This is a genomic window from Thalassospira australica (assembly GCF_044790785.1).
GTDB classification, from domain to species: domain Bacteria; phylum Pseudomonadota; class Alphaproteobacteria; order Rhodospirillales; family Thalassospiraceae; genus Thalassospira; species Thalassospira australica_A.
Genome location: NZ_CP085258.1, coordinates 1,004,376 through 1,027,993, shown reverse-complemented (window position 1 = coordinate 1,027,993; position 23,618 = coordinate 1,004,376). Strand labels below are relative to the sequence as shown.

Sequence of the window (23,618 nt, the reverse complement as noted above, 5' to 3'; positions counted from 1 at the left end):
CCCGCGAACGCGGGAGTCCATCGTGCCGCAGGCTCCTCAACAACATTGATCTCCGCCAAGGCAAAGGCCTGTCATCCATTATTATCCGCCGCGCCTCCGTTTACGCTGCCCCGTGCAAGTCGCATCATCTGCAAAACCAGCGCCCGCTGCCCTTCCCGCATCCAGATCGCCCGATCCGGGCTGTGCGGACCAAATGCGGTTTTGATGATGCTGCGTTCAAGCTCCGCCAGAACCTTCTGCCCCGCGTGCGTGCCAAAGCATTGCTGCCAATGCACCCGATCCGCTTCATCCGTTTCGTCGGCGGCTGCCACCCCCTCAAACCAGTCCCAGCCACTCATACCGCATCCTCCAAAACGCCCGCCTCAAGTGATGGCTCGACCGGCGGCAAAACCGGCCTGAGCAAATGATCCGGCACGCCAAACTGATCGGCAAGCCAGCGGACCATCTGCGGCATATCGACCTCGCCCAGCGCCTCCGGCCCCAGCGTCGCAATCCTTGATAACCAATCCATCGCCTGCCCGGCCTGCACCCGTTTGGGCAATTGGGCCAGCGGCGCGCTATGGCGCAACTGCACCACATCACCGTCAAGCGGCATGTCGGGAAGCTCCCCACGCCGCACCAGAATATGGATTGCACGCCGGATCAGCGGATAAAGCAGTTCCGCCTGCAACCGTCCATAAGTCGCCCCCAGCAACCGGGCATTTTCCGATGCCCGTTCCAGAACCTCGGTCGCGGTCATGCCCGGCTGGTCACTTTGCCCCAGCCGGTCGGCCAGCAAGCTCCGCCGGATGCGATCACGCAGATCGGACAGCACCAGATCGGAAACATCAAACCGCCCCGGCGCATCAAGTGGTGTTAACCCCGCCGATCCGACCGCCTTGGGGATGATACAGCCGGGCACAAGCCGGATGGTCGCCGGGTTCAAAACCCCGTCATCATCGGCCTGCCAGATGCCGGTCACCGCGATGGAGGCATTCTTAAGCACCAGCTCCACCACCTTGTTCGCGGTCTTGATATCGGGCAGCGCCTTCATCACCGGCGACCTGCCATAAACCTCGCCCGGTGCCTTCATCCAGCGAAACGCGATATACGGCGACACATCAAACCGGTCGCGGTGAAGGACGCCGTCTGCGTCCCCCACATCACCAGAAACCTGCCCGCCATCCTCAAAAAACACGCAAAGCTGATAGCCCCCCGAAATCCCCGGATCGGGCAAAACCGCCTCGACCACCGCGTATCGTTTCGGGTTCTCGCCCGCATCCCGATCCCTATCCGGCAATGTCGCATCCGGCCATTGCCGGGCGATCTCGTCCCGGCTCAGCGACAGCTTGCGAAACACTGCATCCATTCTGCCGTCACTGCGTTCCTCGAACGCCAGTTCACGCAGCGGCACCGCGCCAAACCGGAACGCCGACGGGCTTAAAAAATCATCTGCTTCAAGCCGAAGGCACGCCGTCCCCGCCGTCACCAGATCCAGAAACGCCTGATGCATCTCGACTGCGAAATTGGACCGGTCAAAATGCCCCTGCAAAATGCTCGCGGCCCGCGCCAGCCGTGCGGTCAGAATGTCGCGATCCGCATCCGCCACATTGCCGCCCGGCTCGAACGTGAACCAGCCACCCGTCGGCGGGGTAATTTCCGCCATCAGGCTGGCCGCAAGCTGTTCGACCGCATCCGGGGCCGTGGCATCAAACACCCGATCAAATTTCTTGGCCCCGCCCGATGCACCACCAGACGCACCACCAGATGCCCCCGGCTGCTCGCTTGCCCCGTTGCGTTGCGGCAGGGCGAATTCATAACATTCCTGCCAATGCCGGAGCCAGCCGCGCTTCTGCCCCATCGCCGCCCGGAATCGGGCCCGCAAATCGGCAATCGCAATCGCACCGGTTTTGGCCCCGGTCCCGGCATTGCTGCCTGTTCCCGCACCGGCACCAGCACCACGGCGGCCCACCGGCTCCTTCGCCATGCGGCCAAATCTCGCCAACCGCGGATCTGCTCCCGACAGGCTGGCATCCCCCGGCCTGGCATCACCCGGCCCGGTCGCATTCCGACCGGCAGCACGCTGCGTTCCAGTCCGTCCGTTGCCCGCCGCACCCACCTTCCGGGCCGGGCGCGCTTTGCGGTTCTGCCGTTCTGTCATCGCCTAATCCCCCAAAAGATTTTTGCCACCCGCCGCACGGTCGATCCGGTCCGATAGCAACCCGCGAAACCCCGTGCCGATCAGACCGGCTCTGCCATAGCGTCGCCGCTCCAGCGCCTCGGTCCGCGCACGTCGTGCCGCTTCTGCCGCACTTTCCCCGTCATCGACGGACGCCGGATTTGCGGGCGTACTGGCAATCGGTGGGGGTGCCGCTGGCGCGGATGGTTTTGGTGTCGAAAACAGACTGCCCATGATGCCCCTTGTGCCTCCCCCTGTTCCGCCCCGAAACGGGGCCCGAAAACAAAAAAGCCCCAAACCGGGGCTAGAAACAGAAACGCCCGCAACGCGATGAAGCGATGCGGGCGCAGTTCTGGTGTTGATTTGTCTCTTATGGCACAGAAAAAAGAACAAATCAAGAACATTTTTCAGAAAAAAACACCGACCCGTGATAAGCCTTTGTTTCCGCACGTTTTATCGCGCAAAAAAGCTGATGCGGTGTCACGATCCAGAACCCGGAAATGCCCAGCAACCGCTTGACGAACTCGACACAGGTAAACGCGCCCAACCGCACCCGCCTTGGCACTTCCGCCGGATAACTGACCCAGATGCAGTCAAATCCGCGCGCCCGGTAATGGGCTTCGGGGTCGAACAGAACCGAATACTGCCAGACATCGCACGCGATCCTGTGGCTTTGCGGATCAAGGCAGATCCACTCCCCGGCACGAAGCCCCGACATCAGCACGAAACAATGCCGGAAACCGGGTTTCAAACACCGCAAAAGCCGCTTTTCCGGTGCATCGGCAAACACGACAAGCACATCGCGCATGACCGGCATTTCCGAATCCCCATCGGACATGGTCCGGGCCGGGGATTTTTCCACCCTTCGGGGGGCTGGATTCGCCTCACGAATCAAAGCCTGCATGGCGGCAATTCCCCCGTCATTTTAATCATCTTTTCGGGATGGTGAAAGGCATCCTCGGCACCGGGCAGGACGATATCGCGCGCGATCAGCGCATCCTGCAAGACCGCCATCGCATCGCACCAAAGATCATATTTCGGTCGCTCCCGCCCATCACGCGGATCGGGCGTGCGTTCCACCAGACCGTAATATTCGATCACCTGCAAATGCCGGTCATCCAGCACATTTTCACGCCTGAGCCGCATGACCGCGTTATAAATATCATCCGGGTCGCACGGGCGCACAACATCGCTGGCATCGGCCACCACACGCGCCCCTTCAATCCGGGCCGCCTGGCACCGCACGAACCAGAACCACGCCTGCATGGCGCTGGAAAACGGGGTCGTCACGCGGTCCGCTATCGGCTTGGGAAAAAGTCTTTGCTCACTCATTCTACCCTCCTGCTGAACTGCCTGTCTCGCATCAACACCCCCGAAAAAAAGCGTACAAATCTCCCCTTTTGCGCATCATCGACTGCGCAAAACCGCCTGTTGCCGGATATGTAAAGATTGCCAACGTGATACGTGCAAAACCCGGCTTACATGCCGTTTTCCGCCATTCTGACCGCATCAAAGCTATTTCCGGATGCACTTCCGGTGTTGATCCACAAGCTATAATCCCTTTTTGTTCTCATTGTAAAGGATTAATTTCCTAATTATATACTTAACGTACCAAGAATCGAGAACGTATCATGCCAGAGCGTGACAGGCCGGTTCAAAACGACGAGATTGTCGTTACTGATGATATGGTCGAGGCGGCAACCAAGGAGCTTTTTAAAACGACACTTGTCGAGTTCCCGAGTGTTACGCCGGCCAAGGCGTTAAATTCATATGAGGCTCTAGAGATCAGGAAAGTTTTGGAAGCTGCGCTCCGTGCTCGGTGAGCCCGCCGATAAATCGGTCAATTCTTTTTGCGGTGCTCTCAAATCTGTTCAATTTTGCCTCCAATGATTTGACGTCAAATTTCCTAACCCCATTAGGGATTTTTGCTTTCCCTTTCATCGCCTGAAGAGCGGTTACATGAGAAAATATCTGAAAATATGGGCATACAAAGTATGTTGTTGAGCCGTCTTTGTTGTCGTTAGGCGCTATTCTAAAATGAGCAAGTCTATTGCGATCTTGTGAGTCTTCTTTGATGATTCTGCACAGCGCGTTCCATTCAGATTCAAGTGTGTTTCTGGATTGATGTTGGGGCAATGACGATATCCATAGACGAACAACGGAGTTCGTCGCATCTAGTCGGTAATGAAATTCTCGGATTTCGTCATGTGTGCGAAAAGCTGTTTCTATTAATGGGATGCCAGCAGCGGTTCCAAACAAGACGGCTAGACTTTCTTCTATTCTAGAAAAAACGCTGAGACACATGCCGACCCACTGACATAGTTCCCCATATGCGATAATATCTTCGTCAGACCATTTGTATTCTCTAGGATTTGACATGCAAGGTAACTCTCAACAAGAACATGATGGCGATGAAGTTCTCCGGCGAATGCTCAGAACGCCGCCAAAACCGAACAAGGATAAACCCAACCCTGAGAAGGAAGAAACCCCGGACAAGTGATCCGGGGTTTTGTTTGGAGGTTTTATGAAAGTCAGAATTATCGATCTAATTGCGAAAGCGCTTGGTATTTCAGTCAAGGTAGAAGGAATATCGTATGGAGCGATAACTAAAGTCAGCGAGATGGAGGATTCTTGCTAATCCAATCGTTGGTTCCACCTATAGCGTTTTTGTAGTAATGATTTGTTGTAAGTTCCGACACCCACAAACGATCATCAGAATCAATATATGACTTTAAATGATTGTGCAGTTCTATTGCTGTGTTACTGACGCTGACAAGCCAGTATGAGTCCGCTGTTCTGTGTGCATTGAGACGTTCCAACTCATCCCACAACGTCTGATAATCTTTTCGTTTCCGCAGATCATATGTGACTGTATAGGTTGTCATAATCATTCCCCCAGTTTCTATTTTGAACTAGATAAATGATGCAACCAACACAACCCAGAGTCAACGACCCTGAAAAGCCCTAGACTTCACCAATCCGCCAATAGGTAAGGCGTTTGCCTCGGATTGCTTGGAGAAGTTGCTCGGCGCGCTCTGCATCGGAAACCTTGAGTGCAGCGCGGCGGTTGTAACGGAAATCAAATTCCGAGAGATAGCGGTGCAGATGCTTTTCGGCACAATGCTGATAAATGCCACGCATGCCGCGCTTGAACACGGAGAACACGTTTTCGATGGTATTGGTATGAACCGTGCCACGGGCATATTCACCGGCTGAATGCTTTACCGTTTCATGGCTGGCGTATTCCTTGCCGGTCTTGGTGTAGAGGCGGGATTCGTCGGTATAAAGGTTTGTCTCGCGGGAAACGTTGCGAACCAGAACGTCACGGATGGACTCGCGGGTCGCGTGCTTTACATGGAAGGTGCGAACTTTACCGCCACGTTCGACAAGGCCGACAACAGTGCGCTTTGAAGCTGCACCGGCTTTGCCAGACTTCACGGCATTAGGGTTAGGCTTCCAGCCTTCTTTCTTACCGATATAGGTTTCGTCGGCTTCTACGGTTTTGCCGGGGCCACCCATCGGGCCGGAGGTGTCGTTATCTTCTGCCATTGCTTCGCGGATACGGTGAGACATGAACCACGCAGTCTTGTAGGTGACGCCAAGCATACGGTGAAGCTGATGCGCGGACATGCCTTTCTTGGATGATGCCATAAGGTGTGTTGCCAGAACCCACTTGTTCAAGGGAACTTTGGAACGCTCGAACACAGTACCAACCGTTACCGAGAACGGGGAACGGCAGGCATTGCACTTGTAAACACCGGGGCGGGTCGATTTACCGGCCAGCTTGGTAATGGCTTTCTGATCGCAGTTACCACAATGCGGGCACTCAGGACCGTCGGGCCACTGGATGGATTCCAGATGCTCACGGGCTTTGTCTGCGTCCTGATAGATAGGATTGGTTATGTCAAACATGGTCAGCGCTCTTTCGTCGGATCGACAACGTGTTTTTGAAGTGAAGCCGCTAGTTTCAGAAGACTTTGGTGGTCAGCAACAACCGCAAATTCCGCCGAATCTGTCCGAAGAATTAGCGTGTATGCGTCAAAGCCCTTTGGTGTCGGAAGAATTTCGTATCCCGTCAGACGATCAAGCGGTGTTCCTGATACAGAAGACATCTTTCGGCTCCTATGTCCTTCGTTGTTTGGAACAATAGGATAACACCTTTGGTACGTCAAGTATATAATTAGGATTAATTTCCTATAACGTGAACGCCCGCAAAAATCCTCGACTTGCAGGCCCACGAATGAATAATGGCCGTCCAACTATCCACAACCAGACAAGAGACTCCCATGAGCTGGGCCAGCATCAAAATGACGCAACAGGAAGCAATGGGAATATCGACCGACTTTATCGATGCGTTTGAAAAGCTGTTCATTGCCGCCAAAAAACCGCGCGATGCCGCCCTTTTCTGCTCCCGCGAACTGGGGCCGGATGATGCGTTTTTCCTCTCGCCCGGCGCGCAGAAAATCGCCGCGTCCCTGCTCACGCTGCGTCCGGCCACGAAATGCAAGGCACCATCGAAAAAGGATGTGATCCTGCTGGCAGGCCACGATGACGGGATTGCGCTTCTGCGCTAATCACCGCCGGCCCGTTTGTCACAAAACCCTTCCTGAACTGTCTTCATGGACGCCCCATCGGGCAATTTTCCATAACTGGCGCATGCCGATCCACTGACATTCAGGAGTCTCCCATGGCAAATCCCCCGTCCCCGCGTTACGAGCTTTACAAGGACAAAAAAGGCGAATGGCGCTGGACCTATATCGCGCGCAACGGCCTTAAAATCGCCATGAGCAGCGAGGGCTACAAAGCCAAATCCGACTGCACGCACAGCATCGATCTGCTGAAATCATCCAGGGACGTTCCGGTACACGAAGCCGGTGCATGACGCCACCGCCTGAAGCGTCCCCGAAACACAAAACCCCGGCGCAATCCGGCCCGGGGTTTTGATTTTCTTTCGCTGTCCCAAACCGTCCGTTTACGGCAGATTTTCCTTGACCACGACCTGCATGGTAAGGTCCGCCACCCCCTGCATCGGAGCGGCGCCATTGCGGATATTGTCAAATATTTTCAAGGTGTTCTGCACGATAATATCCGGGCTTTGGGTGATCACGATATCCATGATGTCCTCAAGCAGGAATTTGCGCGTATCGGGTGTTAATCCATGCCCGATAAAAACAATATCCCGTCCCCGGTCACTTTCGCGAAGGGCCCGTGCAATCCCGTCCGATGACCCGCCGACATTGTAAATCCCTATCAGGTCGGGATATTCTGCCAGAAGCGATACCGTATGGTGGTAATTTTCCGCACGATTGTCATGGCCTTCGCGCGCGGCAATCACCGAAATCCCGGGAAAACTCTCATCCATCAGGCCAAGGAACCCCATTTCGCGTTCCTCATGGGCGCGATAGGTGCGGCTGGCGGTGATCAGGGCGACCTTGCCACTTGCCTGCCGGGTCAACCGGCCCAGAAGATAGCCCGCCGTCCGCCCGACCGCCCGGTTATCAAGCCCGACATAGGCCGAATGACGCACCCCGGCAATATCGGATACCAATGTCACCACATGCTTCCCCTGGGCTTGCAAATCCGAAACCGTTTCACGCACCAGCGGATGATCAATCGCCATAAATGCAATGCCATCGGCGGTTTTGCCGTGCTGGCGCATGGCATCCGAAAGCAGTTTGGGATTGAAACTGTCGATAAAAAAACACCGCGCGCGGATGTTATAGCCCGATGGCTGTTCGGCGGCGGCCTTGATGGTTTCGCCCAAAAGACCAAGATAGGGATTGGTCCCCGCCGGCAAAAGGAAAACAACCTTCATCGGGCGCGGGCGCAATGTTTCCTGCATATCGGATTCGGGCAGATAACCAAGCTCCGCAGCCGCCGATAAAACCCGCTTTGCCGTCATTTCGCGCACGCCGGGGCGTTTGTTCAAAACCCGGTCCACCGTTGCGGGCGAAACCCCTGAAAGCGTTGCAATATCCTTGATTACCGGGCCTGTCGTCTTTGGCATTCTTCCCTCAAAACCATCAAAAAACATCAATTAATGATGTTTGATGAGGGATAAACTTTCACCTACCATCATTTTATTCAAGGGAAAAACAACAATAGCCCTTCATATTCGGCCATAACGGCCTGCGGACCATCTCGGGAGGATACAATGGTCATTCACGGAAAATTCCGTCATTTCGTCGCATCCGTTGCGACGGTTGCCACTTGCGGCCTGTTTGCCCTTGGCGCACAGGCACAGGAATACGAACTCAATTACGGTCACATGAATTCCCCCACCAGCATCACCGGCCTTCAGGCCGACTGGCTGGCCGAGGAAGTCGCCAAAAACACCAATGGCGCAGTCAAGATCGCCGTTTACCCCTCGTCCCAGCTTGGCAAGATTCAGGAACTGGCCGAAGGCGTTTCGACCGGCGCGATTGCCCTGTCCCATAACACCGCTGGCGCGATAAGCTCGCTGTATGAAGATTTCGGCGTGCTTGATACGCCCTATCTTTACCGCGACTATGATCATCTGATGAAGGTCGTTGATATTCATTCCCCCGTGATGGAAGAACTGAATAATGGCTTGATCGAAAACACCAATATGCGCGTTCTTTATGCGTTTTATTTCGGCACCCGCCAGTTGACGGCCGATCGCCCGGTTAAAACCCCGGCCGATCTTTCGGGTGTCAAAATCCGTGCGATCCCGTCGCCTGTTTACCTGACTGCCGTCGAAGGGCTTGGTGCCGCACCGGTTCCGGTTGACTGGTCCGAAGTCCCGACCGCCCTTGCCACCGGCATCGTCCAGGGCCAGGAAAACCCGGTCAATGTGGTGCTCGATCACAAACTTTATGACGTGCAATCGCACATGATGCTGACCGGCCATATTTCGGCCGCTGAAATCGTCGTGATCAACGAAGACACTTGGCAAAGCTTCCCCGATGACGTCAAGGCAGGCATTGAAAAAGCCGCCGAAACCGTGCGTCAGAAAGCGTCAAAAATGATCCTCGATCAGGAAACAGAAGAGCTTCAGGCGCTGAAAGATGCCGGCATGACCGTGATCGGACCCGATGACGGGCTTGACGTTGCCGCCTTCCGAAGCGGCGTTGAAAAACTCGTCCATGAACGCTTTGACGAGAAATACGGCGCCTATTACGAAAAGATTTCTGCTGTAAAGTAATCGCTTTTCGGGCGGTCCGGCCCTGATCATTCCAACCGGGCCGCCCTGAACTTCGCCCTTTTTCCTGTTTTTCCGTTTCTTGTCCGGGGTTTGTCATGCCGAACCGGAATTCTCCGATCTATCGGGGGCTCAATCATATCTGCCGGGTTCTGACACTGCTTGCGATGCTGATGCTGGCATTGATGACGGTGCTGGTGGTGGGCCAGGTGATCCTGCGCAATTTCTTTGATCTTGGCCTGCCGTGGGCCGATGAATTGTCGCGTATTTCCAATATTGCGCTGGTGTTTTTCGTCGCTCCGGCTCTGATGCTCCATAACCGCCATATCGCGATTGACCTGCTCTACAGCGCGCTTCGCCCGCGTGGCAAGGCAATCTTGCGGGTGGCCAATTACATCCTGATTACCGCCTTTTCCGGCGTATTTCTGTTTTCGCTTTATACGTTTTTGCTGCGCGCGGGCAAATTTTCAACCCCGTCGATGGGGTTATCGAACCTTGTGGTTTATGCCCCGGCGGTGATCGGCATCGTGTTGCTGACCGCAGTTGCGATTTATCGCCTTGTCACCGACAGCGAACCCGCCGCCCATCATGAAGAAGCCGACAGCCCCGACGATACCGATAACGCCGCCACGTTTGCCGCATCCCGCGAGGAACCCCGCCCATGATGAGCGCGACCCTTCTTGTCCTGTTTCTGGTTCTGATGCTGATCCGGCTGCCGATTGCCATCTGCCTTGGCCTGTCTTCGGCTGTTGTCATGATCCTGTTTAACCTGCCGATGACGGTCCTGGCGCAACGCACGATCAATGCGCTGGATTCAACGCCGCTTCTGGCCGTGCCGCTGTTTATTTTCGCGGCAAGTCTACTGAGTACCTCAGGTGTCACCAACCATCTGTTTGAACTGGTGCGCATGATGGTCGGCTGGATCCGGGGCGGCACCGCACAGGTAAGCGTTCTGGTCAGCCTGATCTTTTCCGGCGTGTCTGGTGCGGCCCTTGCCGATATCGGCGCACTTGGTTCAATCCAGATCAAGATGATGCGCAAACAGGGTTACAGTGCCGAATTTGCGTCGGGCATCACTATGGCGGCTGCCACCATCGGCCCGATTTTCCCGCCCAGCATCCCGATCATCATCTTTGCCTCTGTCACCAATATCTCCGCCGTCCAACTGCTGATTGCCGGGATCGTGCCCGCCATCCTGATCACCGCACTTCTGATGTTGCAGGTCGGCGTGATGGCCCGGATTTACAAACTGCCACGTGACGATGTCAAATTTGACTGGGCTGCGTTTGGCCGTAAATTCGTGGTCTCCCTGCCCGCGCTGGCCGCCCCGGTGCTTCTGATCGGCGGTCTGATTTCGGGCTATTTCGGCCCAACAGAGGTCGCCGGAGTAACGGTCGCCTATGCGCTGTTTATCGGCAAATTCATCTATCGCGAACTTGATGTCAAACGCATCATTGCCGCCGCCCGCGATACAGTCGATGCCACCGGCAGTGTCCTGTTCATCGTGGCCACGGCGGCCCTGTTTGCCTGGGTTCTGACGATGGACCGGCTGCCCGCCACCGCCAGTGCGTTTCTCCTCGACCTGTCGGACAACCCGTTGATCTTGCTGTTCATCGTCAATGTGTTGCTGCTGGTCGTCGGCATGTTTCTGGAATCAATTGCCGCCATCCTGATCATTGCACCGATCATCACCCCGGCCCTGACGGCTGCTGGCGTTGATCCGCTGCAACTGGGGATCGTTTTTGTCCTGAACCTGATGATCGGGCTTCTGACCCCGCCGGTCGGGATGAGCCTCTATATGGTCAGCATCATCGCAAAGATGCCGCTTCATCGGGTCATACGCGGCGCGTTGCCCTTCCTGATCCCGCTGTTTTTATCGCTTCTGGCGGTGACCTGCATACCGGCAATCTCGACCTGGTTGCCAAACCTTCTTGGATAAGTGAGGAATTATGAGCAAGTTTTTGGGCGAAATCCGCCAGCTCGGCTATGTCGTGCCCGATATCGAGGCCGCAATGGAATATTGGGCAACCACCATGGGCGTCGGCCCCTGGTATTATAACCCCAAGGTCCCGATCGAAGATTACCGCTACGACGGCAAACCTTACGAGGTTCACAATTCCGTCGCCCTTGCCAATTCGGGCTTTGTGCAGGTCGAACTGATCCAGACGCGCAATGATGCGCCGTCGATGTATCGCGATTTCCAGGAAGCAGGCCATACCGGCCTTCAGCATGTCGCCTACTGGACGCAGGATTTTGACAATGATCTGGCGCTTATGGAAGCACAGGGCTTCAAGGTCAAAATGAGCGGCACGGTCGGCGAAAATGGCCGCTTTGTCTATTTTGACAAGGAAGACCATCCCGGCACCGTGATCGAACTTTCCGAGGTCGTCGGCCCCAAAGGACGCCTGTTCAAAACCATTTACGAGGCATCCGTCGGCTGGAACGGCGATGATCCCGTGCGTCCCTTCCCGTCGCTTTCGGAAATCTGAACCATGGACCTGATCGAAGCCCGTTACCTGATCGAAACCCCGATGAACCCGGCCAAAATCGCCGCCATCATCGCGGGCGAACAAAGCAGCGGCACATTTGTGCGCGTCGCCGGGGAAACCGACGAACTGCGCGAACGCTGTGCGGCACGTGTCCTGTCGGTGACCGAACTTGATGCCGCCACCGAACCCAGCCTGCAAAGTGCCTATTTGCAGGCCAAGGGCATCGGTGGACCCTATCGCCGAGCCGAAGTCCGGGTCGGTTTCCCGACCGGCAATATCGGGCGCAATCTGGCGACACTGGCCTCCACGGTTTCGGGCAATCTTTTTGATCTGGGCGAAATCACCGGGTTGAAGCTTTTGGATGTCAAACTGCCTGTATCCTATCGCGATCTGTATGACCGCCCGGTTGCCGGAACCCATGGCACACGCAGCCGCATGAAGGTCGAAGGCCGCCCGTTCTTTGGCACGATCATCAAACCAAACGTCGGTCTTCGCACCGATGACATCGCTGATCTGGTCGAACAGCTATGCGAGGCCGGCGTTGATTTCATCAAGGATGACGAGGTCTGCGCAAACCCCGCATCCGCCCCGCTTGCCGACCGTATTCCCGCGGTCATGGAACGGGTGCGCAAATATCGTGACCGCACCGGGCGCGATGTGATGATTGCCTTTAACATCACCGATGAAACCGATGCGATGTGCCGCCATGCCGACCTGATCGAAAACGAAGGCGGTTCCTGCGCGATGGTCAGCATGAACTGGGTCGGGCTTTCGGCCATGCAGACCCTGCGCGCATCAACACCGCTGGTCCTGCACGGGCATCGCAACGGCTTTGGTGCCTTGTCGCGCCATCCGCTTCTGGGCATGGCCTTCCCCGCCTATCAGACGCTGTATCGCCTGACCGGCGTGGATCACATGCATGTGCATGGCATGGGCGGCAAATTCTGTGATGACGACGCCGAAGTCACCGAAAGTGCCCGCCTTTGCGGGCAGCCGCTATGTACCGGCGACACCGATGATACCGTCCTTCCGGTCTTTTCATCCGGTCAATGGGCCGGTACCGTCCCGGCCACTGTTGATGCCGTCGGATCGGCTGATTTCATGTTCCTTGCCGGGGGCGGCATTCTTGCCCATCCGTCGGGACCAGCCGCCGGGGTGCGCAGCCTGCAAGACGCCTGGGACGCCTGCGCATCGGGACAAAGCCTTGACGCTCAGGCCAAAACCAGCCCGGCTTTGGCTGCGGCCCTGACCTTCTACGGCAACAAGGCCTGACCGCGATGGCCGATATCGTTTTCTGCGCGGATGATTTCACCGGGGCGTCCGATACGCTGGCTACCTTGGCGCGCGGCGGCAAATCCGCCCGCCTTTATCTAAGCCCGCCCCGAATATCGGATCACCCGGAAATCGCTGGCCTCGATGCGATTGGCGTTGCCACCTCGCTTCGCGCCGAAACTGTTGAAAATGGTATCAGACATATGGATGATCTTGTCGCTGGCCTTGGCACGATGGGCGGCAAAATCCATCATTTCAAAATCTGCTCAACCTTCGACAGCTCCCCAAAAACTGGCAATATTGCAAAGGTCGCCGACCATTTCGCCAAGGGGGTAAATGCCAATTGGGTGGCGATCATCGGCGGACAGCCTTCCCTTGGCCGATATTGCCTGTTTGGCAATCTTTTTGCCGCCGCGGGCGATGGCAACATCCACCGCATCGACCGCCATCCCGTGATGCGCGATCATCCGGTGACCCCGATGAAAGAAGCCGACCTTCGCCGCCATCTGGGCGCACAGGGCTGGCCAAATATCGGCCTGATTGATGTCTCCATGATCCGGCGCGGGTTGCTTTTCCTGACCAGCGAAATCCGCAAACGGCTGGCGGCGGGGGAAAAACAGACATTGTTTGATGTCGGCGACCCTCATGATATTGAAATCATCGGTCTGGCATTTCGCGCGATTGCAAACGACACCAATATCCTGTGTGTGGGTGCGAGCAGCGTCGCGCAGATTCTAACCGCAACCAACGGCAAAAACGCCCTGAAACCAACGGATCCCGGCGTGCCTCAAACCCGCCGCAACGGCCCGGTTTTCGCCTTTGCCGGCAGCCGCTCATCGCTGACTGCGCAGCAGGTTGCCGCCACCCGATTGTTTGAAAAAATCGAAATCAAACCGGCCGATCTGATCAATGAAACCCGCTTTGCCCACAAGGCTGAAATCTGCCGCGATATGCTTTTGGGCAATCGCCATGTTCTGGCAACCCTTGGCGATGATGCGACACATGGCATTGGTGGCCATGAACTGGCCCGGGCCAGTGCCCGGTTCATTGCCGCTGTTTTATCGCAGGCACCGGTCGGTTTCCTCGCGATTGCGGGCGGGGATACATCAAGCCTTGCGGTGCTCGAGCTGCCGATAGACAGCCTGTCCTTCGTCACCGATTTTGATCGCGGTGTGCCGGTGATCCGCGCACACAGCACCAACCCACAGCTTGACGGGATCGAAATGATCCTGAAAGGCGGGCAGATGGGCAGTGCCGATGTTTTTGACCGGGTCGTTTCACGCATGGAAAACCCGCATCGTTCCTGACACCGTTTGCCAAAGCCGAAATTAATTCCGTTTCCGAAGCAATAACAGGCTGCTAGGATGACGTATGATCCGGCAAGAACAGATATGGGGCGCACTCGACAAGATCGCCGAAGATAACGGGCTGTCCCCCTCCGGACTGGCCCGCTTGGCGCAGCTTGACCCCACCACATTCAACCGGTCCAAACGCACGACAAATCAGGGAAAGCCGCGCTGGCCCTCGACCGAAAGCATTTCAAAGGTGCTCTCGGTCGCCAATGTCACCTTTCAGGAATTCGCCCAGCTTGTCGATGGCAACGGGGCCGGGCGCGTACCGGTCATCGGCTTTGCCCAGGCCGGGAATCGCGGCTTTTTTGATGATGCCGGTTATCCGGTCGGCGGCGCGTGGGAAGACATCACCTTTCCCGCCCTGCATGATCCGACCGCCTACGGGCTCCGGATTGCCGGGGATTCGATGGCCCCGGTATTTCGCGATGGTGATCTGATTGTCGTATCCCCGGCATCAAACATCCGCCCGCAGGATCGCGTGGTCGTCAAAACCACATCGGGCGAAGTCATGGCCAAGGAACTGGTGCGTCGCGGTGCGATGGGGGTGGAACTCAAATCGCTGAATCCGGCCTATGACGACCGGTATATCGCAGCCGAGGATATCGACTGGATCGCGCGCGTGCTTTGGGTCAGTCAGTAGTGAAGGACGCGGCCCGATCCCGCCGAGCGGTTCTTCGAACCGGCAGGGCGGGATAAGGGGCCCCGATCGTCGATCATCACCTAGCTTTTGGAGATGGTCGACAGCGTTTCAATCGCCGGACGCACAGCCGAACTTTGCACGGCAAAATCGCCAAGAGCAACGATGCCGACAAGGCGCTTGTCCCTGTTGATCACCGGCATACGGCGGATTTGATGCTTTTGCATGATCTTTGCCGCTTCTTCGGTGCTGGCATCTTCATAGGCCCAGCGGACTTCGCCGGTCATCACATCCTTAAGTTTGGTTGATTTCGGATCGTGGCCGTTGGCACAACACCGCACCGTCACATCGCGGTCGGTCACCATCCCGACAAGGCGATCATTCTCGCCAACGGGAAGCACGCCAAAATTGCCGTCTCTCATCAGGCCCGCGGCCACCTGAATGCTCATGTCGGGAGTTGCAAGTTTCACATCACGGCTCATGACTTCACTGAGCTGCATAACTGCCTCCTTCTGGCTTAAGTCAGGTTTTGTAAGGTTACTTCGTCACCATCAATGATCCGGGATTTTCATCCTGTCTGATTGACAGTTACCCGCCCAACGAAGCCAGAAGGTTTTTGTTCCGGATCTTCTCGTCCCGGCAAATTCGCGATGAAGATTGCCGTTATTTTATCCCGGTCATTTCTTTCAGATGATGCGCCACATGCGGCCCCGCAGCCAGGATCGGCCCGCCATTTTCAAGCACATCGGGCAGATCAAGAAAATCATTGCACCAGCCGCCTGCCTCGCGGATCAGGACAATCCCCGCCATGCAATCCCACGCATTGATATGCGGCTCATAATAACCGATCAACCGCCCGGCACTGACATAAGCCATCATAAGCGCGCATGACCCGTTGCGGATGAACATGCCTTCCTCGTCCAGCAACTGGCCGATCACCGGCACGATCGAGCTACTGGGCAGGCGATGCGACATGCCGATCCCCATCACACCATCGCTGACACGTTTGGCATTGCTGGCCCTGGCCGGCTCGCCATTCACACGCGCCCCGTCGCCGATCACCGCACTGAAAAGCTCGTCATTGCACGGATGATAAATCAGGCCGATGACCGCTTCTTTGCCGACCATAAGGGCCACCGAAATGCACCAGGTCGGCATCTGATTGACAAAACAGGCCGTGCCATCAATCGGGTCAATCACCCAAAGGCAATCATTATCGCCCTTTTCGATGCCCATTTCCTCACCCAGGAACCCGTCCTCGGGAAAGGCATCGCCGATCCGGTCGCGGATAATCGCCTCGACGTTTTTGTCCGCAATGCTGACCATATCAAGCGCGTTGGTTTTGGTTTCAATCGCAAGGTCGGCGGCGTCGCCTTCATAATATTCCATGGCGCGTTTGCCCGCTTCGCGGATCACGTCGCGCGCATGTTCCAACCGTGCTTCGATATCAATTCCCGAAAATGCTTTTTCCACTTTGTCCCTGCCTGAAACAGTTATGTCATTGCTCAATTATTGTGCCGAAACCACGGCCATACCGCGTTCGGAAAAGCCGATGGCAACCTGTTCACCGGCGATGATCGGTGTATCGATCCGGTGATCGATCACAAACAGCTCGCCAATCGGGGTTGCCACGGAATACTGCATCTGACTACCAAGATAGGCTGCATGCGTAATGTGACCTTTTAGCGACGTTTCAATGACACGCGCATCGCCCGTTATCGCCGCCAATCCGGTCAGTTGCACCGCATCGGGCCGCACCGCCACCCGGACCGGTCCCTTTGCCTGCCCGCGATGACGCAAATTGCATTGCGCACCCCCGATATCGACGCGGGCGTGATTGCCATCAATGCTGATGATTTCCCCGTCAACCAGATTGGCATCACCGATAAAGTCGGCGATAAATTCCGATTGCGGCTGTTCATACAATTCGCGTGGCGTGCCCTGCTGCGCGATCACCGCGCGGTTCATCACGATGATCCGGTCCGACACGGCCAGGGCTTCTTCCTGATCATGGGTCACATAAACCGCCGTCAAACCAAGTTTCTGCTGCAAATCGCGGATTTCAGTCCGCACATGACGGCGAAGCTTGGCATCAAGGTTCGACAACGGCTCGTCCAGCAACAGAACCTCGGGCTCCAGCACCAGCGCACGCGCCACTGCCACCCTTTGCTGCTGCCCGCCCGAAAGCTCGGACGGCAGGCGACTGCCATAACCGCCCAATCCGACAAGGTTAAGCCCCTCTTCGGCCTTTTCCCTGGCCTCGGCCTTGGCAACGCCGGTCACACTCAGCCCATAGGCAACGTTTTCGGCCACCGTCATATGCGGAAACAGCGCATAGGACTGAAACACCATGCTGACATCGCGATCCGTCGCCGGAAGCTGTGTAACATCCTTGCCCCCGATCAGGATCTTGCCCGTGGTTGCATGTTCAAGCCCGGCAATCATCCTAAGGGTCGTGGTCTTGCCACAGCCGCTTGGCCCCAGAAGGGTCACAAGCTCGCCCGGATTGATGGTGAAAGATACATTGTCGATCGCGGTAACTGCCCCGTGACCATAGGTCTTGGTGACATTGTCGAATACGACCGAACCCGCACGCGTTTTCAGTTTCATGAATGCTTCTCTCTCAGATTACGTGCCTCTGTCTTGTCCGGTGTTGCCTCAACCCGGTCCTCGCGGCGCAGGCGCCGTTGCCCGATCAGGCCGTTCACAACAAGGATCGCGGTCAGCATGACAAGGATCAGGACACTGCAATAGGCAATCGCAACGCCGTATCGCCCGTTTTCCACAAGCCCGATGATATAGGATGTCGCCATATTGTGATCCGCACTGACCAGAAAGATCACCGCACTGACCGACGTGATCGCACGCACAAAACTGTAAACCAGTGCGGCAACAATCGCCGGGCGCAACAGCGGCAGGATCACACGCCGGAACGTGGTAAAGCTGTTGGCACCAAGCGTCAGGGATGCTTCATCAAGGCTTTTGTCAAGCTGGCTCATGGCGGCAATCCCGCCGCGAACACCCACCGGCATATTGCGGAAGATAAAGCAGATCACAAGGATCACACCCGTCCCGGTCAATTCGAACGGCGGCACATTGAATGCCAGAATATAACTGACACCGATCACCGTGCCCGGAATGGCAAAGCTTAACATCGTGCCAAATTCAAAGGCACTTTTGCCCCGGAAGTTTTGCCGCACCAGCAGATAGGCCGTCGTCAGACCAACCGCCGCCGTCAGGGGTGCGGCAATCGCCGAGATGTTTAACGTTGTCCAGAAACTGTCCCATGCCGCCCCGGCCCAGACGATGCCATGATCGCCCCAGCCGATGCCAAATGCATCGCTGTAGTTATCGAACGTCAGGCTGTTATCAAAGCCCCAGCGTTTGACGAAACTGCCATAGAAAATCATGCCATACAGCACGACCGTAAAGATCGCCCACGGAATGGCGGTGAAATAGCACGCCAAACGCATACCGGGATTAAGCCCGACATGGGCCCCGTTATCGGCCTTGCCCGATACCGTGGCATAGGATTTCTTGCCCAGCCAGAACCGCTGTGCGGCAAAGGCCGAAAGCGTGAAGAACAAAAGAATCATCGCAAGCACGGCGGCCCGTCCGGCATCGTTTTGTGCGCCGACAATGGCAAAGAATATCTCGGTCGACAGCACTTCGTAATTGCCACCCAGAACCATCGGGTTGCCGAAATCGGCCATGCTTTCGATGAAGGCGAGCAGGAAGGCATTGGCCAAACCGGGGCGCATCAAAGGCAGCGACACATTGACAAACGTCTTCCACCGTCCGGCCCGCAAGGTTTGCGATGCTTCTTCCATCGACGGGCTGACACCCTCGACCACACCGATCAGCACCAGAAAAGAAATCGGGGTGAAGGACAGGGTCTGTGCCAGCCAGATTCCAGGGAGGCCATAAAGCCAGCGCCCTGCCTCCACCCCGAGCAGATCAGCAAAGAACTGCGTTACAGCCCCCGATCTGCCAAAAAGAAGGATCAATGCCAAACCGATCACAAAAGGCGGGGTAATGATCGGCAACACCGTCAAAACCCGCAGCGGCTTTTTGAACCGGAACCCGGTCCGCGTCACCACAAGCGCAAATGAAAGCCCAAGCAGCGTGGTCGAAATAGCGGTCAGAACCGCCAGAAACGCCGTATTCCAGGCAACCCCGCAGACACCCCCGGCAAAACAGCCCAGCCCCCAGATGCTGTCATCAAGGAAATTGCGGATAAAGGCCACGCCCGAAAGATTGCCATCAATATCAACAAACGATCCGATGAAAATGCGCGCCACCGGAAAGAAGACAAACAACCCGACAAGCGCAATAACCGTCCCGATGGCGGAGGTAACAAACACATCACCGCGCATCGCCCCCGCCGCGGCAAGACCGGAGCAAAGCATCACAAGCAGGCTGGCCGCAACAAACATCGCGCCATAGCCAAGCCCGTATTGCCGGACGTCAAGCGGGCCGAACATCGCCTCAAGCCAGCCAAATCCCCAGCCGGAAATGCCGACAAAAAAGCCCTGCCCGACCAGATAGACCAGGCCGCCCAGCCCGCATGAAATCAGGATACGGGCATAATGCGGATGATCCCGCCCGGCCCGGATCAGTACCAGCGGTGCCAGCAGAAAGGCCGCAATCGGCAAAAGCCAGAATTTTTGATGGATAATCGTTTGAAGGATCGCAGGCGAATAATCGCCATACATCGGATAGCCGTCATACAGCCATTCCAGGGTCCAGAACCCGTATTCCTGCTGATACCAGGGTAAAATTGCAAAACCGATCCAGCCGATCACCAGCCAGAACCAAAGCATCCGGTTCACCGAAACTCTCCTGCACGCCGAATTGGGAAGTCTGGCCCTGTCCGCCCGATGATCAAACCGGACGGACAGAACCGTTAAGGCAGATCGCGCTTATTGCGGCGCGGTTTTGACTTCGTCATCCCAACGCGACAGAAGATGACGGCGGGTTTCCGCATCCCCGTATTTCGCGAAGTCATAATCGATCAGTTTCAAGTCCGACAGACGCGGCGCGCCGTCGGGAATTTTGGACTCTTTGTTGGATGGCACCTGATAGCTGTGTGCATCCTCGGCAATCGACTGGGTCCGCGGATCAAGCGCGAATTCGTACCAGATTTTCGCATTTTCAAGGTTACGCGCACCTTTGATGATGCTCATCGAACCAACCTCGTAACCGGTCCCTTCGCAGGGCGATACAACCGTCAGCTTCGCCCCCTGTTTGATCTGGGCGACCATGTCATGCATGAAGGTGATGCCGATGGTGGTTTCACCAACGGCTGCGGCCTTGATCGGGGCGGAACCCGATTTGGTGTACTGGTTGACGTTCTTGTGCATTTCTTTCAGCAGGTCAAACGCCTCTTCCTCGCCAAAAATCTGCACAAGGGTCGCAAGTGCGGTATAGGAAGTGCCCGATGAATTCGGGTTGGCCATCTGGATTTCGCCCTTATAGGCCGGGTCTTTCAGATCTTCCCAGCATTTTGGCGCCGGAAGCCCCTTTTCCGCCAGAAGATCATTGTTGTAACCAATGCCGAGCGCACCGGCATAAACCCCAACCGTCCGGTTACCGGAATTTTTCGCCTGCCGCACGGCCCAGTCATTCAGATTTTCAATCTGCGGCGATTCATATTCCTCGGTCAGGCCTTCGGCGGCAGCCTGAAGATGGGGATCGCCGGTCCCGGCCCACCAGACATCCAGTTTCGGATTGGCTGCTTCGGCGCGAACCTGCGCATAAGCCTCGCCCGAACTTTTGCGAACCATCGATACATCAATGTCATGTTCAAGCTCGAACGCGGTTTCCATCATCTCGCACCACTCATTATCGGCCGAGCAGATGACATTAAGCCGACCGGCCGCATTGGCCGAACCGGCGGTCGCAACAGCCAAAAGGCCTGAAATCGCGACAGTCGAAAAAAGAGAATTTCTGATCGTCATTTTGGGGTTCCTCCCGGTTTGCATTTCGTTGAATGCACACGTGTGCATTACCATTGCGCAAATCACGTGCTGGAATGATTTAATCATAAATTCCAATAAATGACAGAAAAATTCTATTTTTAAGTCGGGAATATCCATTTAATCACGATAAACATATGATTCTAAATGTAATTTTCTCGACCACAAAACCAACCCTTGCAAACCCGCAAGTTGTTTCACACCGAATTCTCAACCGGGATTTAAACGCACACGTGTGCGCATAATTCGCAGAAATACCGCGAGTCAGCGGATTTTGATCAAAAATCGAAGAAAACGAACCGGAAGACCAATGCCAAAAGCGGCTCAAACCGTCCGGCGGCGTGTCATTTCCACCGGCAGGATCAGCCGCTGATCCGTCAGGGCATCGCCCCGGATGCGCTGACGCAACCGATCCACCGTCATTTCGGCCAGTCTGGTCGCACTTTGGCGTACGGTCGTCAATTGATAGGCCCCCTGCCGGGCGGCGGCAATATCGTCAAACCCGACCACGGCAATATCTTCGGGGATGCGCAGGCCCAGTTCAAACCGCGCCGCATCCAGAAGCCCCAACGCAATATGATCCTTGGCACAGAAAATCGCGTTTGGCGCGGTTTCCGGCGTTGCCAGGAATTTAAGCGCCGCGTTAAAGCCACCATCATAATCGGCACTGTCACAAACCAGCGGGGTAAAGCTGATATCGCCGTTCGCAAGGCGCGGTGCGATCCGCGAAACAAAGGTTTCCCCGCGCACATTGCCGCTGAATGTACCGCCCCTGACATTCAGGAACCCGAACCGGGTTTTACCGGTTTCAAGCAACAGGTCGGCCGCCATTTCACCGCCGCGCACATTGTCGCAATTGATCACGTCCGCGCCCTCCAGCCGTCCGGCGCGATTGACCAGAACGACGGGGACATTGCGTTTCAGGAAATGCACACCCACCTCGGGCGGCGGGCTTCCTGATGTCACGACCACACCGGCTACCTGATATTGCAACAGATGCATCATCGATGTCCCCATCTGGGCCGGATCGGAAACATCAATCACCAGCGGGCGATAACCCGACTGCTGAATGGCGAAAATCAGTTTATCCAGGAACTCGACCCTAAACGGGTCGGACAGGCCCGATGTCACCAGCCCGATCAGATCGCTTTTGCGCGTATTCATCGACCGGGCGATTTTATTGACGTGATAACCAAGCCGGTTGGCGGTTTCCTGTACCCGTTTGCGGGTCGCATCCGATATCCGCCGGTCGCCTGATAAACAGCGCGATACGGTGGACCTTGAAACACCGGCTTCGCGCGCAACATCGGCCGAGGTCACGATATGCTGCAAATCGCGGCCCGGTTCGGCCCCGTCACCATTTGCAGGCGTGTGTTTCCCCTCGGTCATGCGCGCAATTTCCCTGTTTACGCCGTCTGGCCGTGCCTGTTTTCAGTCTTGCAGCACGGTCACACACATATCACAGGCCTTTCGATCCGCCAACGCACACGTGTGCATGATACGGGATATTTCACAGAACCGTCATTTATCGCAACTTCCTTAAAAACGGCATCAAACCGGCATTCCTCCTGTCAGTTTTCTTTGACCATGATCGCGCAAAGACCCTATTCTGGATGCCTTGCATCGCCCCGCGACATGCAAACGCCACCCGAATTTTGATCAGGAGCAAGAAGAATGGGTCACGCCACTACCGCAGACACCAACGCCGTCACGACATGGACCTGGTACAAGGGCGAATGGCACGCAGGCAACCCGATGATTATCGGCCCGCAGACCCACGGCATGTGGATGGCCTCCACGGTGTTTGACGGCGCGCGCCGCATCAATGGCAAAATGCCCGACCTCGTGCCCCATTGCGCCCGTGTGCTGCGCTCGGCCGAACTGATGGGCCTTGCCCCGAAAATCACCACCGATGAAATCGTGTCGCTGGTGCGCGAAGGTGTTCAGAAATTCGATCCGGCGCTGGCGCTTTATATCAAACCGATTGTTTATGGCGGCGAGGGCTTCCTTGCCCCGACAGCCGAAAGCGCGCAATTTGTACTGTGCATTTCGGTATCCGACCTGCCCGACGCGATCAAAACCGGCTTTACCGCCCGGAAATCAAGTTTCCGCCGCCCCTCGCCCGAAAGTGCCCCGACCGAGGCCAAGGCATCCTGCCTCTATCCCAATGTCGGCCGCGCTGTTTCCGAGGCCACAAAGGACGGTTTTGACACTGGCGTGATGCTTGACCCGATCGGTAATGTCGCGGAATTTTCCTATGCCAACCTGTTCTACGCCAAGGATGGCAAGGTGTTTACCCCCGTGATCAACGGCACGTTCTTAAACGGCCTGACCCGCCAGCGCGTGATCAAACTGCTCCGCGAAGACGGCATAGATGTCACCGAAAAAACCGTGACCTATACCGAACTTGAAAATGCCGACGAAATCTTTGGCACCGGCAACTATTACAAGGTCGCCCCCTGCGTCAAACTCGACGACCGCAACCTGCAACCCGGCCCGATGACCAAACGCGCACAGGAACTTTACTGGGCGTTTGCCGAACAAAGCTAAGATAAAGCCATCCCCCAGAC

General features: G+C 56.2%; 26 protein-coding genes. 10 read left to right on the top strand and 16 right to left on the bottom strand.

Annotated features, from left to right (window positions below):
* Positions 1-71: 71 nt before the first annotated feature.
* The 9 genes from LG297_RS04805 to LG297_RS04765 all read right to left on the bottom strand — a co-directional run bounded on the left by LG297_RS04805 (position 72) and on the right by LG297_RS04765 (position 6,270).
* Positions 72-338 carry a hypothetical protein gene (locus LG297_RS04805; RefSeq protein WP_404425665.1) on the bottom strand — a complete coding sequence of 89 codons (267 nt, stop codon included), beginning with the start codon at positions 336-338 and terminating at the stop codon, positions 72-74.
* Positions 335-2,140, bottom strand: a complete 1,806-nt coding sequence (locus LG297_RS04800; protein ID WP_404425663.1) for a portal protein — start codon at positions 2,138-2,140, stop codon at positions 335-337. The genes LG297_RS04805 and LG297_RS04800 overlap by 4 nt, the downstream gene beginning before the upstream one ends.
* Before the next feature lie 3 nt (positions 2,141-2,143).
* Positions 2,144-2,392, bottom strand: a complete 249-nt coding sequence (locus LG297_RS04795; RefSeq protein ID WP_404425661.1) for a hypothetical protein — start codon at positions 2,390-2,392, stop codon at positions 2,144-2,146.
* 160 nt (positions 2,393-2,552) lie between these two features.
* Complete coding sequence (locus tag LG297_RS04790) at positions 2,553-2,996, bottom strand: hypothetical protein (RefSeq protein ID WP_404425659.1); 444 nt, start codon at positions 2,994-2,996, stop codon at positions 2,553-2,555.
* Positions 2,997-3,049: 53 nt separating this feature from the next.
* Positions 3,050-3,490: a hypothetical protein gene (locus LG297_RS04785; RefSeq protein WP_404425657.1), complete on the bottom strand. Its 441-nt coding sequence runs from the start codon at positions 3,488-3,490 to the stop codon at positions 3,050-3,052.
* A gap of 453 nt (positions 3,491-3,943) precedes the next feature.
* Entirely contained in the window at positions 3,944-4,537 is a 594-nt protein-coding gene (locus tag LG297_RS04780; RefSeq protein WP_404425655.1) for a hypothetical protein, read from the bottom strand.
* Between the two features lie 233 nt (positions 4,538-4,770).
* Positions 4,771-5,043: a hypothetical protein gene (locus tag LG297_RS04775; RefSeq protein ID WP_404425653.1), complete on the bottom strand. Its 273-nt coding sequence runs from the start codon at positions 5,041-5,043 to the stop codon at positions 4,771-4,773.
* A gap of 79 nt (positions 5,044-5,122) precedes the next feature.
* Positions 5,123-6,070 (bottom strand): IS1595 family transposase, encoded by a 948-nt coding sequence (locus tag LG297_RS04770; RefSeq protein ID WP_404425651.1) that lies wholly within the window; start codon positions 6,068-6,070, stop codon positions 5,123-5,125.
* A 2-nt stretch (positions 6,071-6,072) separates the two neighbouring features.
* Entirely contained in the window at positions 6,073-6,270 is a 198-nt protein-coding gene (locus LG297_RS04765) for a hypothetical protein (protein ID WP_404425649.1), read from the bottom strand.
* A gap of 174 nt (positions 6,271-6,444) precedes the next feature.
* Here LG297_RS04765 and LG297_RS04760 point away from each other — a divergent pair, with 174 nt between their 5' ends.
* Together LG297_RS04760 and LG297_RS04755 are read left to right on the top strand one after the other, a co-directional pair.
* Positions 6,445-6,732, top strand: a complete 288-nt coding sequence (locus tag LG297_RS04760) for a hypothetical protein (protein WP_404425647.1) — start codon at positions 6,445-6,447, stop codon at positions 6,730-6,732.
* Between the two features lie 113 nt (positions 6,733-6,845).
* Entirely contained in the window at positions 6,846-7,040 is a 195-nt protein-coding gene (locus LG297_RS04755) for a YegP family protein (RefSeq protein WP_404425645.1), read from the top strand.
* A 90-nt stretch (positions 7,041-7,130) separates the two neighbouring features.
* Here the strand turns inward: LG297_RS04755 and LG297_RS04750 are convergent, their stop codons facing one another.
* Complete coding sequence (locus LG297_RS04750; RefSeq protein WP_404425643.1) at positions 7,131-8,165, bottom strand: LacI family DNA-binding transcriptional regulator; 1,035 nt, start codon at positions 8,163-8,165, stop codon at positions 7,131-7,133.
* A 147-nt stretch (positions 8,166-8,312) separates the two neighbouring features.
* Here LG297_RS04750 and LG297_RS04745 point away from each other — a divergent pair, with 147 nt between their 5' ends.
* The 7 genes from LG297_RS04745 (at position 8,313) to LG297_RS04715 (ending at position 15,073) form a co-directional block, all read left to right on the top strand.
* A complete protein-coding gene (locus LG297_RS04745) occupies positions 8,313-9,323 on the top strand; it encodes a TRAP transporter substrate-binding protein (protein WP_404425641.1) in 1,011 nt (336 codons plus the stop codon).
* A 95-nt stretch (positions 9,324-9,418) separates the two neighbouring features.
* Positions 9,419-9,985: a TRAP transporter small permease gene (locus LG297_RS04740; protein ID WP_404425639.1), complete on the top strand. Its 567-nt coding sequence runs from the start codon at positions 9,419-9,421 to the stop codon at positions 9,983-9,985.
* The gene (locus LG297_RS04735) at positions 9,982-11,259 is read left to right on the top strand and encodes a TRAP transporter large permease (RefSeq protein WP_404425637.1); all 1,278 of its coding nucleotides are present in this window, start codon (positions 9,982-9,984) and stop codon (positions 11,257-11,259) included. Before LG297_RS04740 ends, LG297_RS04735 begins: the two co-directional genes overlap by 4 nt.
* A 10-nt stretch (positions 11,260-11,269) precedes the next feature.
* Positions 11,270-11,809 (top strand): VOC family protein, encoded by a 540-nt coding sequence (locus tag LG297_RS04730; RefSeq protein ID WP_085641872.1) that lies wholly within the window; start codon positions 11,270-11,272, stop codon positions 11,807-11,809.
* 3 nt (positions 11,810-11,812) lie between these two features.
* Positions 11,813-13,081 (top strand): ribulose-bisphosphate carboxylase large subunit family protein, encoded by a 1,269-nt coding sequence (locus tag LG297_RS04725; protein WP_404425634.1) that lies wholly within the window; start codon positions 11,813-11,815, stop codon positions 13,079-13,081.
* Positions 13,082-13,086: 5 nt separating this feature from the next.
* Positions 13,087-14,388 carry a four-carbon acid sugar kinase family protein gene (locus LG297_RS04720; protein ID WP_404425632.1) on the top strand — a complete coding sequence of 434 codons (1,302 nt, stop codon included), beginning with the start codon at positions 13,087-13,089 and terminating at the stop codon, positions 14,386-14,388.
* A 64-nt stretch (positions 14,389-14,452) separates the two neighbouring features.
* Entirely contained in the window at positions 14,453-15,073 is a 621-nt protein-coding gene (locus LG297_RS04715; RefSeq protein WP_404425630.1) for a S24 family peptidase, read from the top strand.
* An 80-nt stretch (positions 15,074-15,153) separates the two neighbouring features.
* Here LG297_RS04715 and LG297_RS04710 read toward each other — a convergent pair whose 3' ends face one another.
* The 6 genes from LG297_RS04710 to LG297_RS04685 form a co-directional block, all read right to left on the bottom strand.
* On the bottom strand, positions 15,154-15,570 hold the full coding sequence (locus tag LG297_RS04710) for a CBS domain-containing protein (RefSeq protein WP_404425628.1): 417 nt from the start codon (positions 15,568-15,570) through the stop codon (positions 15,154-15,156).
* A 163-nt stretch (positions 15,571-15,733) separates the two neighbouring features.
* The gene (locus LG297_RS04705; RefSeq protein WP_404425626.1) at positions 15,734-16,543 is read right to left on the bottom strand and encodes an inositol monophosphatase family protein; all 810 of its coding nucleotides are present in this window, start codon (positions 16,541-16,543) and stop codon (positions 15,734-15,736) included.
* Positions 16,544-16,579: 36 nt separating this feature from the next.
* A complete protein-coding gene (locus tag LG297_RS04700; RefSeq protein WP_404425624.1) occupies positions 16,580-17,680 on the bottom strand; it encodes an ABC transporter ATP-binding protein in 1,101 nt (366 codons plus the stop codon).
* Positions 17,677-19,893, bottom strand: coding sequence for an ABC transporter permease (locus LG297_RS04695; protein WP_404426931.1), 2,217 nt, complete (start codon positions 19,891-19,893; stop codon positions 17,677-17,679). Before LG297_RS04695 ends, LG297_RS04700 begins: the two co-directional genes overlap by 4 nt.
* A gap of 99 nt (positions 19,894-19,992) precedes the next feature.
* The gene (locus tag LG297_RS04690; protein ID WP_404425622.1) at positions 19,993-21,030 is read right to left on the bottom strand and encodes an ABC transporter substrate-binding protein; all 1,038 of its coding nucleotides are present in this window, start codon (positions 21,028-21,030) and stop codon (positions 19,993-19,995) included.
* Between the two features lie 342 nt (positions 21,031-21,372).
* Positions 21,373-22,437, bottom strand: coding sequence for a LacI family DNA-binding transcriptional regulator (locus LG297_RS04685; protein WP_404425620.1), 1,065 nt, complete (start codon positions 22,435-22,437; stop codon positions 21,373-21,375).
* A gap of 285 nt (positions 22,438-22,722) precedes the next feature.
* Between LG297_RS04685 and LG297_RS04680 the strand changes: the two genes are divergently transcribed.
* The gene (locus LG297_RS04680) at positions 22,723-23,598 is read left to right on the top strand and encodes a branched-chain amino acid aminotransferase (protein ID WP_404425618.1); all 876 of its coding nucleotides are present in this window, start codon (positions 22,723-22,725) and stop codon (positions 23,596-23,598) included.
* The last annotated feature ends 20 nt before the right edge of the window (positions 23,599-23,618 follow it).

Excerpts from the sequence above, each read along its gene's own strand:
- LG297_RS04805 (WP_404425665.1), bottom strand. The coding sequence starts at position 338 with ATGAGTGGCTGGGACTGGTTTGAGGGGGTGGCAGCCGCCGACGAAACG.
- LG297_RS04800 (WP_404425663.1), bottom strand. The coding sequence starts at position 2,140 with ATGACAGAACGGCAGAACCGCAAAGCGCGCCCGGCCCGGAAGGTGGGT.
- LG297_RS04795 (WP_404425661.1), bottom strand. The coding sequence starts at position 2,392 with ATGGGCAGTCTGTTTTCGACACCAAAACCATCCGCGCCAGCGGCACCC.
- LG297_RS04790 (WP_404425659.1), bottom strand. The coding sequence starts at position 2,996 with ATGTCCGATGGGGATTCGGAAATGCCGGTCATGCGCGATGTGCTTGTC.
- LG297_RS04785 (WP_404425657.1), bottom strand. The coding sequence starts at position 3,490 with ATGAGTGAGCAAAGACTTTTTCCCAAGCCGATAGCGGACCGCGTGACG.
- LG297_RS04780 (WP_404425655.1), bottom strand. The coding sequence starts at position 4,537 with ATGTCAAATCCTAGAGAATACAAATGGTCTGACGAAGATATTATCGCA.
- LG297_RS04775 (WP_404425653.1), bottom strand. The coding sequence starts at position 5,043 with ATGACAACCTATACAGTCACATATGATCTGCGGAAACGAAAAGATTAT.
- LG297_RS04770 (WP_404425651.1), bottom strand. The coding sequence starts at position 6,070 with ATGTTTGACATAACCAATCCTATCTATCAGGACGCAGACAAAGCCCGT.
- LG297_RS04765 (WP_404425649.1), bottom strand. The coding sequence starts at position 6,270 with ATGTCTTCTGTATCAGGAACACCGCTTGATCGTCTGACGGGATACGAA.
- LG297_RS04760 (WP_404425647.1), top strand. The coding sequence starts at position 6,445 with ATGAGCTGGGCCAGCATCAAAATGACGCAACAGGAAGCAATGGGAATA.
- LG297_RS04755 (WP_404425645.1), top strand. The coding sequence starts at position 6,846 with ATGGCAAATCCCCCGTCCCCGCGTTACGAGCTTTACAAGGACAAAAAA.
- LG297_RS04750 (WP_404425643.1), bottom strand. The coding sequence starts at position 8,165 with ATGCCAAAGACGACAGGCCCGGTAATCAAGGATATTGCAACGCTTTCA.
- LG297_RS04745 (WP_404425641.1), top strand. The coding sequence starts at position 8,313 with ATGGTCATTCACGGAAAATTCCGTCATTTCGTCGCATCCGTTGCGACG.
- LG297_RS04740 (WP_404425639.1), top strand. The coding sequence starts at position 9,419 with ATGCCGAACCGGAATTCTCCGATCTATCGGGGGCTCAATCATATCTGC.
- LG297_RS04735 (WP_404425637.1), top strand. The coding sequence starts at position 9,982 with ATGATGAGCGCGACCCTTCTTGTCCTGTTTCTGGTTCTGATGCTGATC.
- LG297_RS04730 (WP_085641872.1), top strand. The coding sequence starts at position 11,270 with ATGAGCAAGTTTTTGGGCGAAATCCGCCAGCTCGGCTATGTCGTGCCC.
- LG297_RS04725 (WP_404425634.1), top strand. The coding sequence starts at position 11,813 with ATGGACCTGATCGAAGCCCGTTACCTGATCGAAACCCCGATGAACCCG.
- LG297_RS04720 (WP_404425632.1), top strand. The coding sequence starts at position 13,087 with ATGGCCGATATCGTTTTCTGCGCGGATGATTTCACCGGGGCGTCCGAT.
- LG297_RS04715 (WP_404425630.1), top strand. The coding sequence starts at position 14,453 with ATGATCCGGCAAGAACAGATATGGGGCGCACTCGACAAGATCGCCGAA.
- LG297_RS04710 (WP_404425628.1), bottom strand. The coding sequence starts at position 15,570 with ATGCAGCTCAGTGAAGTCATGAGCCGTGATGTGAAACTTGCAACTCCC.
- LG297_RS04700 (WP_404425624.1), bottom strand. The coding sequence starts at position 17,680 with ATGAAACTGAAAACGCGTGCGGGTTCGGTCGTATTCGACAATGTCACC.
- LG297_RS04695 (WP_404426931.1), bottom strand. The coding sequence starts at position 19,893 with ATGCTTTGGTTCTGGCTGGTGATCGGCTGGATCGGTTTTGCAATTTTA.
- LG297_RS04690 (WP_404425622.1), bottom strand. The coding sequence starts at position 21,030 with ATGACGATCAGAAATTCTCTTTTTTCGACTGTCGCGATTTCAGGCCTT.
- LG297_RS04685 (WP_404425620.1), bottom strand. The coding sequence starts at position 22,437 with ATGACCGAGGGGAAACACACGCCTGCAAATGGTGACGGGGCCGAACCG.
- LG297_RS04680 (WP_404425618.1), top strand. The coding sequence starts at position 22,723 with ATGGGTCACGCCACTACCGCAGACACCAACGCCGTCACGACATGGACC.